The organism is Actinomadura sp. GC306, from assembly GCF_004348665.1.
Classification (GTDB): Bacteria; Actinomycetota; Actinomycetes; order Streptosporangiales; family Streptosporangiaceae; genus Spirillospora.
Genome location: NZ_SMKM01000004.1, coordinates 22,468 through 37,543 on the forward strand (window position 1 = coordinate 22,468; position 15,076 = coordinate 37,543).

A 15,076-nucleotide genomic window follows, 5' to 3' on the forward strand; every position below is an offset into this window, starting at 1 on the left:
AGTACGACGAGCGGCTGGCCACGTTGCGATGACCGCGGCGCTCGCGCCCTACCGCAGGTCCGCCGAGGACGTCGTACGCGACCTCGGCGGGGACGCGTCATGCGGGCTTGCGTCCGGTGAGGCGCGGGCCCGGCTGGAGCGGGACGGCCCTAACGCGCTGCCCGCAGCGCGCGGGCGCGGACCGGTGCTGCGGTTCCTGCTGCAGTTCAACAGCCCGCTGATCTACGTGCTGCTGGCGGCGGCGGCCGTGACGGCGCTGCTCGGCGAGCACGTGGACGCCGTGGTGATCCTCGGCGTGGTGATCGTGAACGCCGTGGTGGGGTTCGTCCAGGAGTCCCGCGCGGAGAAGGCGCTCACCGCGCTGGCCGCGCTGACGCGGACGTCTGCGACGGTCGTGCGGGACGGCACCCCGCGCCGGGTGGCGGCGGAGGATCTGGTCCGCGGCGACCTGGTCGAACTGGACGCCGGCGACAAGGTGCCCGCCGATCTGCGGCTGCTGCGCACCGACGAGCTGGCGGTGGACGAGTCGGCGCTGACGGGTGAGTCGCTGCCGGTCGCCAAGGACCCGGCGGCACTGCCCGAGGTCGCGCTGGCCGACCGCACCGCGATGGTCTTCTCCGGCACGCTGGTCACTGGCGGACGCGCCGCGGGCCTGGTGGTGGCCACCGGCGCGGACACCGAGCTGGGCGGCATCCACCGCCTGATGCACACCACCGCCTCGGTGCAGACGCCGCTCACCCGCAAGATCACCCAGTTCAGCAAGACCGTGACGGTGGCGATCCTGGCGCTGGCCGCGCTGACCTTCGCCGTCGGAGTGCTGCGCGGCCGGGGCACGGCGGAGATGCTGACCGCCGCGGTCGCGCTCGCCGTCGGCGCGATCCCCGAGGGCCTGCCCGCCATCGTGACGATCACGCTGGCCCTCGGCGTGGCCCGGATGGTGCGGCGCGGCGCGATCGTCCGGCACCTGCCCGCCGTGGAGACCCTCGGCAGCACCACCGTGATCTGCACCGACAAGACCGGCACCCTCACCCAGAACCAGATGACCGTCACCGCCGTCACCGCGGGCGGACTCGACTACACCCTCACCGGTACCGGCTACGCCCCCACGGGGGAGATCCTCCATGACGGCCGCCCGGTCGACCTCGCCGGGCACCCCGTTCTGCGGGAGGTGCTGCGGGCGGGCCTGGGATGCAACGACGCGCGGCTCGAGCACCGAGGCGGGGAGTGGACGATCACCGGCGACCCCACCGAGGGCGCCCTGCTCACCAGCGCCGCCAAGGCCGGGCTGGACCACGTCCCGCCCCGTGCCGCGGCACTGCCGTTCAGCTCCGAACGCCGCTTCATGGCGACCCTGCACGACGACGGCACCGTCTACGTCAAGGGCCCGGTCGAGCGGATCCTGGAGCTGTGCGACGACGCCGCCGGGCCCGGCGGCCCGGTCCCGCTCGACGCCTCCGCCGTGCACGACCGCGCCGAGGACTACGGGGCGCAGGCGCTGCGCGTGCTGGCCTTCGCCCGCGGGAGCACCGACACGCCCGGCCTGGACGCGCTGCCCCGGCTGAGGTTCCTCGGCCTGCAGGCCATGCTGGATCCTCCCCGGCCCGAAGCCGCCCAGTCGGTCCGGACCTGCCACGACGCCGGTGTCCAGGTCAAGATGATCACCGGCGACCACGCCGCCACCGCCCGCGCCATCGGCGCCCGCATCGGGCTGGACGGCCGGGTCATGACCGGCGCCGAACTCGCCGCCGGCGTCTCCCCCGAACGGGTCCTCGACACCGCCGTGTTCGCCCGCGTCTCCCCCGAGCAGAAACTCCACCTGGTCCGGACGCTCCAGGGCGCCGGACATGTGATCGCGATGACCGGCGACGGCGTCAACGACGCCCCCGCCCTGAAGCAGGCCGACATCGGCGTCGCCATGGGCCGTGCCGGCACCGACGCCGCCAAGGAATCGGCCGACATGGTGCTGACCGGCGACGACTTCGCCTCCATCGAGCAGGCCGTCGAGGAGGGACGCGGCGTCTTCGACAACCTGGTCAAGTTCATCGTCTGGGCACTGCCGGCCAACGTGGGCCTCGGCCTGGTCCTGGTCGCCGCGATCCTCGCCGGAACCGACCTGCCGATCCTGCCGCTCCAGGTCCTGTGGCTGAACATGACCGCGGTGCTCGTCCTCGGCCTGCCGTTCGCCGTCGAACCCAAGGACGAGCACATCATGACCCGCCCACCGCGCGACCCCTCGCTCCCCTTGATCTCCCGCGCGCTGACCGCCCGGATCGGGCTGGTGGCGGCGATCCTGCTCGCCGGCGCGTTCGGCCTCCAGTCCTGGGAACGGGCGCACGGCGCGTCGCCCGAGGCCGCGCAGACCATCGTCGTCAACGTGTTCGCGCTGACCCTGCTGACCTACCTGTTCAACTGCCTGTCTCTGGACCGCCCGATGCTCCTCAAAGGCGTCCGCCGCAATCCCTGGGTCGCCGCCAGCGCCCTCGGCCTCCTCGCGCTCCAGGCCGTCTACACCTACCCTGCCGGGCATGAACGAGGTGTTCGGTTCCGCCCCCCTGGACGCCGCCGCCTGGATGCGCATCGCCGTGATCGCCGTCCTGTCGTACGCGGCGGTGGAGCTTCTCAAGCTCGTCCAGCGCGCCCGCTGAGGGAACGCAGGTCTCCTTCCCAGTTTCCGCAGGCCGCGGGCCGCCATGCAGGGGTCGAAGGTCCCGACCGGCTGTGCCTTCCGGTGCTACCCGGCGCGGCAAGGCGGTGGGAACGTGAGGATGCCGGGAATGCTCTGCGGACGGCCGCGGACGGCAGCGTGAGGGGACACCATGAACCGGTGGATCCTGTCCTACGATGACTACGACCCCGGCACCGAGCGGCTGCGGGAAGCCCTCTGCACCCTCGGGAACGGGTACTTCGCCACCCGGGGAGCCGCCCCGGAGTCGCCCGCCGGAGGCGCCCATTACCCGGGGACCTACATCGCGGGCTGCTATGACCGGCAAGCAGCCGAGGTGGCCGGACGGCACATCGACAACGCCGACCTGGTCAACATGCCGAACTGGCTGCCTCTGGCCTTCCGCGCCGCCGACGGCGAGTGGCTGGACATCGACCATGCCCAAGCGAGCGGCCGGCTGCTGTCCTACCGGCAGGAACTGGATGTGCGGCGCGGCGTCCTGACCCGGCTCGTGCGCGTGCGCGATTCACGGGGACGGACCTCACGGGTCGCCCAGCGCCGCATCGTGTCCATGCACGACCCGCACCTGGCCGCCCTGGAGACCACCGTTGTGGCAGAGGACTGGAGCGGCACCGCACAGATCGTGTCGGCGCTGGACGGGCGTGTCGTCAACGCCGGTGTCGCACGGTACCGAGGGCTGCCGGAGGCGCACCTGAAGCACACGAAGACCGCTCAGCCGGATGATCCAGAGCTTCTCCTGCTGCGCACCCGGACGAACTCGTCGGACATCGGAATCGCGGTGGCGGCCCGCACCCGGGCATCGGCCCAGACCGCGGCGACCCGCCGCAGTGAGCACGGCTGGACGGGCCATGACCTGACGCTGGACCTCCGCGAAGGAGTCCCGGTCACGGTCGAGAAGGTCGCCGCGGTCTTCACCTCCCGCGACCACGCCGTCGAGGAGTGCGGCCGTGCCGCGCTGGCCGCCGCCGCGGACGCCGGCGGCTTCGACGCTCTCCTGGAACGGCACACCTCGGCGTGGTCCCGGCTGTGGCGGCGCTGCCAGCTCAGCGTCGACCACGCCGAGGTGCAGCGCGCCCTCAACCTGCACATCTTCCACCTGATGCAGACGGTGTCGGAGCACAGCGTGAACCTGGACGCCGGCGTCCCCGCCCGGGGCCTGCACGGCGAGGCGTACCGCGGTCACGTCTTCTGGGACGAGCTGTTCATCCTGCCGTTCCTGACCATGCGGTTCCCGCAGATCGCCCGCGCGCTGCTGATGTACCGGTGGCGGCGCCTTCCCGCGGCACGCCGCGCAGCGGCGGCGGCCGGCCGCCGCGGCGCGATGTACCCGTGGCAGAGCGCCGCCGACGGGCGCGAGGAGACCCAGCGCGTCCACCTCAACCCGCGCTCGGGCCGATGGCTGACCGACCACTCGCATCTGCAGCGGCACGTGGGGCTCGCCATCGCCCTCAACGTCTGGCGCTACTACGAGGCGACCGGAGACATCGAGTTCCTCGGCGAGCACGGGACCGAGATCATGCTGGAGGTCGCCCGGTTCTTCGCCGACCTGGCCGACTACGACCGATCCACCGACCGGTACCGGATCCACGGCGTCATGGGGCCCGACGAGTACCACGACGCCTACCCCGGACGCGACGAGCCGGGCCTGGACAACAACGCCTACACCAACGTCCTCACCGCCTGGGTGCTGCGCCGGTCGCTCGACGCGCTCGCCGCACTGCCCGAGGACCGCCGCAAGGAACTGCGCGAGCGGCTCACACTGACCCGCCAGGAGATCATCCGGTTCGAGGACGTCGCCCGCAAGATGCACGTCCCGTTCCACGACGGCGTCATAAGCCAGTTCGACGGCTACGCAGAGCTGAAGGAACTCGACTGGGCCGGGTACCGCGAGCGCTACGGCGACATCCGCAGGCTGGACCGCATCCTGGAAGCCGAAGGCGACTCCCCCAACCACTACAAGGCCTCCAAACAGGCCGATGTGCTGATGCTGTTCTACGTGCTGTCCCCCGGCGAACTCGACGACGTCCTGCGGCAACTCGGCTACGAGCACGGACCCGCCCTGGCGGCCCGGACCATCGGCTACTACCTGCCGCGCACCTGCGACGGATCCACCCTCAGCTCGCTGGTGCACGCCTGGATCCTGGCACGCACCGACGGGGACACCGCCTGGAACCTCTTCCTTGAGTCACTGTTCAGCGACATCAACGACGCCCAGCACGGCACCACCGGCGAGGGCGTCCACCTGGGCGCCATGGCCGGCACCGTCGACCTCGTCCAGCGCTGCCACGCCGGGATCAGCACCCGCGGCCGCACCCTCCAACTGGAGCCGCGGCTGCCCACCGCGATCGGCGAACTCCGCCTCGGACTCCGCTACCGGGGCCACTGGGGCATCGATATGACGTGCCGGCAGGACCTGATCCGCGTGACGCTCCGTCCCGGAGCCACCTCCCCCATCCGCGTCTCCTACCGAGCCGAGGAGACCGAGATCCAGCCCGGCGCCACCTGGGAGCGACCCCTCCAGCACGGCCGGACGGAGCCAGCGCAAGTTGACGTAGCGCTGCAAGGACCGCGGAACGGACTCTGGTCCCGGCCAGGGGTGACCGATGGCCGTGGGGGCGACCCGTCGGCAGAGTGAGCATGAAGATGGCATCCACCGATAAGGGACCGGAGCCCACGACCAGATCACGTCCGTGCCGGGCCGCCTCCTCGGCGGCCCGGGCCGCGGCGACTTCGGACGGAACCGAGCCATCGGCCCCGACAATGATCGGATGGGACATGGTCAACTTCTCTGCTCAGTCCTCCGGAGCGGGGTGTCGCGCGGAGCTTGAGGTGGCATCAGTCCCCGGTGGGGACGATCGCGACCGGTGAGTGGGCGTGGTGCAGCACCGCGTGGTTGACCCGGCCCAGCGCCATACCGCCCGGCCCTCGCCTTTGGCGGGCGCCGACCACGACGATGGCGGCGTTCTGCGAAGCCTCCACCAGTGCCCGGGACGGTGTCCGCTCCGAGACCAGCTGGTCGATTCGGACGTCCGGATACCGCTCGCGCATCCCGACCAGGGCTTCCGACAGTTCCATGTCCTCGATCACTCGTCGGCGCGGCGAGCCGAACTCCCCGCCAATGGCGTGCAGGGCCAGGATCCTGGCGTCCCGCGCGGCGGCCTCCGCGACGGCCCATTCGACGACGGCGTCCTCACCGCGGCGGCCCTCGACACCGACCACGATCTCCGTCGGCGCGTCGGCCGGGTAGGGGGCCGAACGCGACACCACCAGCACCGGGCAACGGGCGTGAGCGGCGGTGTACAAGCCGACGGACCCGAACAACAGTCCTTCGAACCCGCCGAGCCCGCGCGATCCCACCGCCACCAGGTCGGCATGCTCGCTTTCCTCCACCAGCGCCCGACCCGGGTCCACCGGCACCAGCCGCGTCCGGATGTCGAGATCCGGGTGGAGCTTAAGCGCGTACTGGCGGGCCTCGGCGAGCAGGTCCTCGCGTTCGGCGACCAGCCGGCGCAATGCGTCTGGCGGAATAGGACCATCGTCGGCCAGGGCACGTGAACCGTGCACCAGCAGCAACGGCAGACGCCGACGGACGGCACGATCCGCCGCCCAGTCCAATGCTCGCCAGGCATGCGCGGAACCATCGATTCCCACCACGATCGGAGCCGACATCGGTCAGTCCTCCTTAGCCGTCCCTTTGGTCGCTTTCGCCTTCGACGCTAGGCCGCGGTCCGCCGCCGTTCCGCGGTCAAAGGTCCCGCCGTTCGGGGACGACCGTCACCGGCCTCTACGCGACCCCACTCAGTGGCCCCGCTCGCAATCGTGTGCGGAGACGGGCAAGCCGCGGCCATCACGAAGAGGGCCGCGGCCATCGGTTGGCGGGACTGCTCAGAGGCGCGTTCGCCCGGCTCAGCGCACTGAAAGGGTGACGGTTTCGGTGTGGGCCAGGCCTCGCTCCTCCTGGGGCCACACCGCGCTCACGTCCACAGCCGCAACGAGAGTTCCCGAAGGGCATCGGGGCACCCCTTCCCGAACCGCCGCACGGAAGCCCGTGAACTGTAAGCGGTTCTGCGGCTGGATGCCATCCTGACGTTCGGTGGTAATGGCGGGACCTTCGTCACTCCTCAGCGCAGGTCTGCGGGCGAACGCTGGAATCCCCACCGAAGGACGGTGAATTCCGATGCGACGCCTCACAGCCTTCTCGACGGCGGTGCTGCTCCCAGTGACGCTGGTGACCGCGCCCGCCCTGCCCGTCCTGGCTGCGTCCTCCCCCTCGGCCCGTGCGGCGGCGACCCAGGACGTGCCCACCTACACCCCCGGCATCGCCGGCTGGCCCAGCGGCAAGGGCTTCGACGTCGCCTACCGGGCCTCCACCACCAACGTGCTGTACCGGCGGCTGGTCGACGGCACCTGGTCCACGCCGCTCAACCTGGCCGGACGCCTGATCGGCGGTCCGGCCGTCACCTTCGCCAGCGGCGACCCGCACGTGTACGGGCGCGGCGTGGACGGCAAGCTGTGGGAGCGCGTCCGCGTCGGCGGCACCTGGCAGCCCTGGACGAAGGTCGACGACCTGCCCATCAGCACCTCGCCCGCGGCCGCAGGGCACCCCGACGGGCGCGTCGAGGTGTTCGTCCGCGACGCCGCCGACAAGCTGCGGACCAAGACCTACACCCCCGGCACCGGGTGGAGCGCCTGGACCGGCCTCGACATGACGGCCGACTCCGCGCCCGCCGTCGCCGTCACCGGCGCCGACACCGTCCGCGTCGTGGCCACCGGCCGCGACCACGCCGTCTGGACCCGCACCCGCACCGGCGCCGCCTGGTCGAACTGGACGTCGCTCGGTGAGAGCACCTACAGCACCCCCGGCATCGCCGCCGACACCGCCACTGGCAGCGCCTGGGTGTACGTCCGCAACGCCGACACCCACCGGCTCCGCGTCCGCGCCTACACCGGCTCGTGGGGCGACTGGCAGATCATGGGCGGCCTGTACGTCGACGGGCCCGGCGCCGCGTTCGCCGGCGGCAGGACCGTGTCGGTCGGACGCGGCCGGGACGGGGCGTTCTGGAGCCGCACCATCACCGGCACCACCTGGACGACCGATGTGAAGGCCTGGGTCCCCGGACCTCCGCCCGGCGTGCCGTCCGCGCTGCGCGGCAAGAACGTCACCAAGATCCCCACCACGTCCAAGGTCGCCGCGCTGACCTTCGACTCGGCGTGGGACGCGTCCGGAGTCTCCTCGATCCGCGCCACCCTGCAGCGCGAGAACGTCCCGGCGACGTTCTTCCTGGTGGGCGACTTCGCCCGCGGGTTCCCCGTCTACAGCAACCTGCTAGCCGGGTCGGGATTCCGGATCGGCAACCACAGCAACACCCACCCCGACTTCACCAAGATCAGCGACGCCACGGCCACGACCCAGGTCACCACCGCCCGCACCGCGATCTTCAACGCCAACGGCGCGCACGCCGTGCCGCTGTTCCGCTTCCCCTACGGCGCCTACACCGCCTCGGACGTGACGCTGCTGAACAGGCTCGGCTACGTCCCGGTCGGCTGGACGGTCGACTCCCTCGGCTGGCAGGGCACCTCCGGCGGGCAGACCGCCGACAAGGTCAGCGCCCGCGTGCTGGCCGCCAAGACGCCCGGGATGATCGTCCTGATGCACGTCGGCGCCAATCCCGACGACGGCACCACGCTGGACGCCGACGCGCTCCCCGCGATCATCACCGGACTCCGCGCCGCCGGGTACTCCTTCACCACCCTCGACGCTCTCGTCCCCTGACCCGTGGACGTGCAGACCGCCGAGGGCGGACCCGCCGAGACACCGGCCGCCGAGGACGGCTCGGGCGGCCGGGGACGCGGCCGGACCTGGTTCGGCCGCGTCCTCGCCCTGCTCATCGTCGTCGCGATCTTCGGCAAGGTGCTGCCCGACCTCGTCGATCTGGAGCAGGTCGCCGGTATCCTGCAGACCCGCGTGCACGCCCTGGACCTGGTACTGCTGTCGGCGTTCACGGCCCTGTCAGTGCTGCTGTCGGCCATCGGCCTCAGCGCTGCCCTGCCGGGGCTGCGGCTCGCCCCCGCGTCCGCCATCAACGTGGTGACCACCGCCCTCTCCTACGCCCTGCCCGGCGGAGGCGCCGCCGGCGCGGCGCTGAACGTCGCGATGTCCCGGGACCTCGGGTTCCGAGCGGGCCCGATCGCGCTGCAGGTGCTAGTGACGGGCGTATGGAACCTCGTCACCCGGTTGACGCTGCCGCTGCTCGCGCTCGGGCTGCTCGCCATGGTTTCGGACGTTCCTCCCGGAGTGCGGGGGGCGGGCACCATCGGGCTGGGGCTGGCCGCCGTCCTCATCGTGCTGACCGTGGTCATGATGTGGAGCGACCGCGCGGCGTCGGCGATCGCGGCCGGCCTAGCCAGGATCGCGCGCCCCGCCGGACGGCTGCTGCACCGCCGGGTAACCGACCACGTCGGTGACGTCGGACGCTTCCAGCGTGAGGCCCGTGAACTCGTCCGCGCCCGGTGGCCGGCGCTGACGCTGTCGGCCGTCGGCTACCACGTCTGCGTGTTCGCGGTGCTGTACGTGTCGCTGCAGGCGGCCGGCGTGTCCCGGGTCGGGGTGCTGGAGGCCTTCGCCGTCTACACGGTGGCCCGGCAGGTGACCGCCATCCCGCTCACACCCGGCGGCGCGGGCGTCCTCGAACTCGCGCTGATCGGCGGGCTCGGCCTCACCGGCGCGGACCTGCCGGCCGCCGCGGCCGGTGTCCTGCTGTTCCGGTTCTTTACCTACCTGCTCTACCTGCCTGCGGGCGGCGCGGTGTGGGCGTGGTGGCGGTGGCGCCGCCCGCGGGTCGCCGCGCGTCCGCACGAGGCCGCGTTGCGCCACCCGACGGACGGTGTCCGCCTGGTGCTCGCACTGATGGTGCTGATGGTGCTGGTGGCGGTGAGCCGGGGGGTACCGGGCTGGGACATCGACCTGTTCCGGCTGATCAACGACCTCCCGGATGCCGTCGAACTACCGATGTGGCTGCTGATGCAGGCGGGCTGGGTCGGCGCGGTCGCCGCCGCGGCGTCGGCCGCCGCGGCTTTCCGCAGGTTCCGGTTCGCCGTCACGCTCGCCGTCGGCGGGACGCTCGCGTGGGTGCTCGCCAAGGTCGTGAAGGACGTCGCCGGCCGTCCTCGCCCCGCCGCACTGCTGGAGGACGTCGCCCTCCGCTCCGACGCGACGCCGTTCGGCACGGGCTTCGTCGCCGGCCACACCGCCGTCGCCGCGGCACTGGTGACGGTGGCGGGCGCCTATCTTCCCCGCCCGTACAGGCGAATCCTCTGGGTCGTGGTCGCCGCGGTCGGAGCGGCCAGGATGTACGTGGGGGCGCACTTCCCGCTGGACGTGCTCGGCGGCGCCGCCCTGGGCTGGGCCCTGGGCGCGGCTGCGCTCCTCGTCGTCGGGACTCCCGCGCACCGTCCGCGGCTGGCGGCGATACGCGAGACGCTCACCCGCCACGGGTACACGGTCACTGACGTGCGTCCGCTGCCCGGCGACATGAGGCGCGCCGTCCCCTACGCCGTCACGACCTCCACCGGGCGGCTCTTCGTGAAGGTCATCGGACGCGACCAGCGCGATGCCGACGTCCTCCACCGGCTCGGCCGGCTGTGGCGGCGCAGACCGGGCGAGCCGCCGTTCGCCACCGCCAAGCACCTGGCCGAGCACGAGGGATACCTGCTCATGCGCGCCCGCCGGGCCGGCGCGCGGGTGCCGGCCGTCCGGTTCGTGGCGGAGGCCGGTCCGGGCGGCTGGGCGCTGGTCATGGACCACATCGATGCGCGGCCGCTACCCGAGGCCGATTCACTCGCACAGGAGGTTCTGGACGATCTGTGGCGGCAGTGCGCGGTGCTTCGGCACGACCGCATCGCCCACCGCGATCTCCGGCCCGAGAACGTCCTGATCGATCGGCGGGGATTCGCATGGATCGTCGGCTGGGGGCGGGCCGAGACCGACACCGCACCGGCGCTGCTCGACGAGGACGCGGCCAGGCTGATCGCGCTGACCTCCGCGGTCACCACCCGCGAACGGGGAATGGCCGCCGCCCGCCTGGCCCTAAGCCCGGCCGTCGCCGCAAGCCTCACGTCCGGACCGCGAGACCGCCGTACGGCGGTGGCCGCACCCGCGGCCGGCGAACGACGGCCGCGGCGCCGCCTGGCGGCCGCCCTGGCCGGGCCGTTCCCACCGGACGCACCCGCCACCGCACGGCACCCCGGTGACGTGATCCGGCTCGTCGCCGGGCTCTCGGTCTGCCTCTTCCTCGCCGCCTTCGCCGCCGACGGGTTCCTGCTGCGCCCCGAGACCAACCTCTTCCGGCTGATCAACGATCTGCCGGACTGGCTGTTCCGGCCGGTCAACGTGGTGATGCAGACGGGCGCCCTCGGCGCCGCCGGAGCGACCGCGGCGGCGGCGCTCGCCGTCCGCCGGGTCCGGCTCGCCGTCGATCTGGCCCTCGCGGGTTCCCTGGCCTGGCTGCTCGCCAAGCTGGTCAAGGAGGTCGCCGACCGCGGACGTCCCGGTGCGCTGCTGTCGGAGGTCGTCCTGCGCGGTGCGCACGAGGGCGGGCTCGGTTTCGTCTCCGGTCACGCGGCGGTGGCCGCCGCCCTGGCCACCGTAGCCGCCGCGCACGTCCGCCGGCCGGTCCGGTGGGCGCTGTGGGCCGTCGCCGTCGCCGTCCCGCTCGGCCGTGTCTACGTGGGCGCCCACTTCCCGCTCGACGTCGTCGCCGGGGCGGCCCTCGGCTGGGCGGTCGGCGGCGCCGTGCACCTCGCGCGCGGCACACCCGATCACGTCCCGACGCCGGCGCAGGTCGCGGCCGGCCTCGCCCGGTGCGGCCTGCCCGCCGCCGAGGTGGAGCCGGTCAAGGCGGACGCCCGCGGTTCGGTTCCCTTCACCGCTCGCACCCCCGGCGGACGCACCGCCTTCGTCAAGGCGCTCGGCCGCGACCAGCGCGACGCGGACCTGCTCTTCAAGGCCGCCCGCTTCCTCCTCTACCGCGAGGTCGAGGACGAGACGCCGATGGCGAGCCCCAAACGCCAGGTCGAGCACGAGGCGTACATGCTGATGCGGGCGGCCGGCGCCGGCGTACGCGTCCCCGCCGTCCTCGGGGTGGCGCCCGCCGGAGACGGCACCTGGATTCTCGCGGAGGAGACCATCGACGCCGACGAACAGGCGGCGGCCGCGCCGGACGGCACCTCGCTCCACCGCCTGTGGGGCGAGATCGCCAAGCTCCATGCGGCACGCATCGCACACCGCGACCTGCGCCTGGCGAACGTGCTCATCGACACCGGCGGCGACCCGGTGCTCGTCGACTTCGGCTTCGCCGAGGACGCAGCGAGCGACGGGCGGCTGGCCCAGGATGTCGCCGAACTCCTGGTCTCCACCGCCCTCGTGACCGACCCGGGGCGGTCGGTCCGAGCCGCCGTGGACGTCCTCGGGCTCGCCGCGGCAGAGGCGGCCGTCCCCTACCTGCAGCCGTTGGCGCTGGCACGTTCCACCCGGACGAAGCTGCGCGACTTCCCCGGTCTCCTGGACGAGATCCGCGCCGCGCTGGTCGGGGCGGGCGCCACCCGCGCCGCTCCCCGGGCCCTATCGCGCGTCCCGCCTCGCCCGTGGTTCCTGCTGCTGCTCGTCCTCGCCGGATACGTCACCTACCACGTCCTCATCGGCATCGCCGGGGTGCGTACCCCCGTGACCGTCCTCGCGGGTGCCGACCTGCGCTGGCTCTTCGTGGCGGCCCTGCTGGTGGCGGCCTCCCGTGCGGGGGGCGCGCTCGCCCTGATGGGCGCCTCTCTGCGCGTCCTCGCCTTCGGACGCACCTGCGTGCGGCAGGCCGCCGCGTCCTACGCATCCCGGCGGCACCCGAGCGGTCGGGGTGGCGCCAGCGTCCTCAGCGCCTACCTCCGCGCCCACGGAACCGGGCCGAAGGAAGCGGTCGAGACCGTCGCGCTCACCAGGTTGACGGGTGTGTTCGTCCATCTGGTCGCCCTGGCGCTCGCGCTGGCCACCGTCGCGGCACAGGGCGGGACGGCTCTCCGCCCACCGGCCTGGTCACGGCCACTGGTAGTGGCCGTCCTGGCCTTGGCCGCCCTGGGGGCGATCCTGCTATGGCGCCGCCGAAGGGAGATCGCCGTACCGCTCAAGGCGGCCGCGGCCGGCCTGCCCCGGCGGCTTCACCACCCCAGGCGCATGATCGCGCTGCTGGCCGGAAACTCCGCGGTCACCAGCTGCTCCGTGCTGGCGTTCCTGGCCGTGGGCCACGGAATGGGCGTCCCGATCTCCCCCGTCGTCCTGGCCGCGGTCTATCTCCTGCTGGTTCCGCTGCGCCTTCTTGGTCCCCTTCCCGGCGGGCTCGGAATCGTCGAACCCGTGCTCGTCCTGGCCCTCGCCACGCTGGGGGCGGGACCGACCGAGGCCGTCCTCACCGTACTGATCTACCGGGTGCTGGACTTCTGGCTTCCGATCCTGCCCGCCGCGCTGGCATTCCGCAGGGTCAGTTTCCGGTGAGGTCCCGAGGAGCAGGAGGCGGTGGCTTGTGGCGGAGGGCGATGACGGTCTCGTTCGGGAGCGTCCGCACCGTGAAGTGGCCTTCCGTGAACTGCGCGGGGCGGAAGTGGATGTCACCCCATCTCCAGGTACCAGAGTCGGCCCGCAGGATGAACAGGTCGATGGGGCCGTAACGGGTGTCGGCGGCCGCCGCCGCGAAGGCGTCCGGGTCGGGGATCGCGGCGAGCGCGCCCAGCGCGGCATGCCGGTCGTCCCAACGGCTCGTGCTGGAGGCGGCAGTGCGGTCGACCGCGATGTAGCCGGGCCACGGCAGGTAGGCGAAGAGCCGCTCGTCGTATGAGAGCGTGCGAGGCACGGCATCGGGTCCGAGGTCGTTCGCCACGGTGTCCCGAATCGGCCCGACGGGAAACCAGCGGGTCTCCGGCTCGGCCGGGGCGTAGCGCGGAAGTGAGCCGTCGGGACGTGGCTCGGTGTGGGCGAGCACGGCATAGCGCCGGGTGCCGCCGACCGCGGCCGGATCGCTGGTCGGCGGCGTCCACGCCTGCCAGTAGGTGAACGCCGACCACCCGACCAGGACCGCGACGGCCGCCGCGGTGGCGCCGGACGGAACGGTGTCGCGGGTGCCGAAGCGTCGGACCAGTCCCGGCACCGCATGGGCGAGGGTGAGGACGCCGGCGACGGCGAGCAGCACCGTGATCATCCGGGCGGTGTGGTAGTAGAGGCCGGTATTGCCCGTGACGATGTACCGGCCGGCGGCGACGGCTCGGTACAGGTACGCGCCGCCGACCAGGCAGAGCAAGGGAGTGGCCCACCACGTCGCCCGGCGGTACCAGACGACCCCTGCCAGCCCGATCGTCTGGATCGCGCCCAATGGCGTCGCGGCCAGGAACGGGAACGGGTCACCGGTGATGGCGGGCGCGGGGAACTGGTCGGAGACCATCTGCCCGCCTTCGCGCAGCAGTGTCCAGCCGTAGGGGAACACGTACCAGCTCGTGGTCACGGTGGCCACCGCGATCACCTTCGCCAGGTACGACAGGTAGCGGCGGCGGTCGTCGGAGGTGCGCCATGTCAGCCAGGCCAGGACGAGGATGCCGGCCGCGCCCCACAGCACGAACCCGAGGTAGGTGGCCACGACCAGGCCGCCGAGGACACCGGCCGGCAGCCAGTGCAGCCGGCCGCGCGGCGGGCGGCCGAACGTCGCCGGAACCCACGGGATGAACACGGCCAGCGCGACGACCTCGTGCGCCTTGCGCGGATCGGCGAAGGCGACCAGCGCGGCGGCGGCGATGGCGAGTGCGGCGGGCGCGGGCACCAGCCGGGTCCACAGCAGGTACGTCAGCAGCACCGCGCCCGAGATCGTCAGGAGCTGCGCGTCGCCGAGCACCTGCCAGGCGGGGACGTCCAGCAGCGCCGACGCCCGGCCGACCAGCCACGGGAACAGCGGCGGATACTCGGTCGGCACCCCGGCGACGACGCCGTCCGATGGGACCGCGGTGGCACTGTAGCGGGTGACCATCGCGCTCATCCGCCCCTCGTCGCCGAGGAGGCCGGCGAATCCGAACGGAGTGCCGTGCAGGGAGTTGCGCAGAGCGAGCGCCGCCCACGCGGCCAGCAGCCCGGCGGCGACCCCGGTCAGCGCGTCCGTGCCGGACGCGCTCCGCCACCGCGCGGGACGCGCCACCGCGACCGCCAGCCCGGCGGCCAGCAGCAGCCCGCCGACCGCGATCGGCAGGACCGCGCCGCGGGGACCGAACGGGTTCCGATCGATCAGAGCCGGCAGCAGCATCGCGACCGGTGTAACCGCGACCCAGGTCACCAACGCCGGCACGGCCGCACGCCGGCCCGCCACCTGCATC

The 15,076-nt window shown here is 72.8% G+C and carries 6 protein-coding genes; 4 read left to right on the forward strand and 2 right to left on the reverse strand.

Annotated features, from left to right (window positions below; all coding sequences use genetic code 11):
• Positions 1-28: 28 nt before the first annotated feature.
• On the forward strand, positions 29-2,845 hold the full coding sequence (locus tag E1200_RS01305; protein ID WP_207933030.1) for an HAD-IC family P-type ATPase: 2,817 nt from the start codon (positions 29-31) through the stop codon (positions 2,843-2,845).
• Positions 2,817-5,318, forward strand: coding sequence for a glycosyl hydrolase family 65 protein (locus E1200_RS01310; protein WP_131949890.1), 2,502 nt, complete (start codon positions 2,817-2,819; stop codon positions 5,316-5,318). Before E1200_RS01305 ends, E1200_RS01310 begins: the two co-directional genes overlap by 29 nt.
• 200 nt (positions 5,319-5,518) lie before the next feature.
• Here the strand turns inward: E1200_RS01310 and E1200_RS01315 are convergent, their stop codons facing one another.
• Positions 5,519-6,352, reverse strand: a complete 834-nt coding sequence (locus E1200_RS01315; RefSeq protein WP_131949891.1) for a universal stress protein — start codon at positions 6,350-6,352, stop codon at positions 5,519-5,521.
• Positions 6,353-6,860: 508 nt separating this feature from the next.
• Here E1200_RS01315 and E1200_RS01320 point away from each other — a divergent pair.
• Positions 6,861-8,456 (forward strand): polysaccharide deacetylase family protein, encoded by a 1,596-nt coding sequence (locus E1200_RS01320; protein ID WP_131949892.1) that lies wholly within the window; start codon positions 6,861-6,863, stop codon positions 8,454-8,456.
• Between the two features lie 3 nt (positions 8,457-8,459).
• Complete coding sequence (locus tag E1200_RS01325; protein WP_131949893.1) at positions 8,460-13,220, forward strand: lysylphosphatidylglycerol synthase domain-containing protein; 4,761 nt, start codon at positions 8,460-8,462, stop codon at positions 13,218-13,220.
• Here E1200_RS01325 and E1200_RS01330 read toward each other — a convergent pair.
• Positions 13,207-15,075 (reverse strand): arabinofuranosyltransferase, encoded by a 1,869-nt coding sequence (locus tag E1200_RS01330; RefSeq protein ID WP_131949894.1) that lies wholly within the window; start codon positions 15,073-15,075, stop codon positions 13,207-13,209. The genes E1200_RS01325 and E1200_RS01330 overlap by 14 nt on opposite strands.
• Between the last annotated feature and the right edge of the window lies 1 nt (position 15,076).

Coding starts and splice junctions, on each gene's coding strand:
- E1200_RS01310 (WP_131949890.1), top strand. CDS start 2,817: ATGAACCGGTGGATCCTGTCCTACGATGACTACGACCCCGGCACCGAG.
- E1200_RS01315 (WP_131949891.1), bottom strand. CDS start 6,352: ATGTCGGCTCCGATCGTGGTGGGAATCGATGGTTCCGCGCATGCCTGG.
- E1200_RS01305 (WP_207933030.1), top strand. CDS start 29: ATGACCGCGGCGCTCGCGCCCTACCGCAGGTCCGCCGAGGACGTCGTA.
- E1200_RS01320 (WP_131949892.1), top strand. CDS start 6,861: ATGCGACGCCTCACAGCCTTCTCGACGGCGGTGCTGCTCCCAGTGACG.
- E1200_RS01330 (WP_131949894.1), bottom strand. CDS start 15,075: ATGCAGGTGGCGGGCCGGCGTGCGGCCGTGCCGGCGTTGGTGACCTGG.